1 protein-coding gene is annotated in these 559 nt (G+C 61.9%); it reads right to left on the bottom strand.

Going from position 1 to position 559, the window contains the following annotated elements:
• Positions 1 to 121 precede the first annotated feature (121 nt).
• Positions 122 to 559 (bottom strand): ATP-binding protein (locus tag FXB38_RS42460; RefSeq protein WP_187435540.1); only part of this gene is annotated, 438 nt, incomplete at its 5' end.

Raw genomic sequence — 559 nt, 5'->3', positions numbered from 1 at the left:
TGCGGATTCCGGGGATTGCGGCCAGGGATTCCGATTGAACGCGACCATGCATTCCGATCGAAGGCGGCCACCTGTTCCGACGAAGGCGGCCGGGGTGTCGTTGCCGGCATGAGGAGTTGGGTCAGGTTTTTTTGGCTGCGTCAAGATTGGCGCGCTGCGCAGTGATCTTTCGCATGCTGTCTCCCTTGAGTGTGAGGCGGTGAGCATTGTGGACGAGCCGATCCAGGACGGCGTCGGCGATGGTCGGGTCGGCGATGACCTCATGCCAATTTTCGATCGGTACCTGGCTGGTGATGATGGTCGATCCGCGCTGGTGTCGATCGTCGACGACTTCGAGGAGATCGCGACGCTGCTCGCCGGTAAGCGGGGCGAGGCCCCAATCATCGAGGATGAGCAAATCGACCCTCGATAGCGTCTTGAGGAGCCGCGCATAGCGTCCGTCGCCGCGGGCGAGCGCAAGAGCTTCGAACAGCCTTGGCAGGCGATGATATAAGACGGATCGATTATCGCGGCATGCCTTGTGGCCGAGTGCGCAGGCGATCCAGCTCTTGCCGACGCC

It is taken from the genome of Bradyrhizobium cytisi (assembly GCF_008123515.1).
Taxonomy (GTDB): Bacteria; Pseudomonadota; Alphaproteobacteria; order Rhizobiales; family Xanthobacteraceae; genus Bradyrhizobium; species Bradyrhizobium cytisi.
The sequence above is the reverse complement of the archived record's forward strand: the minus strand, read 5'-3'. Positions and strand labels throughout refer to the sequence as shown.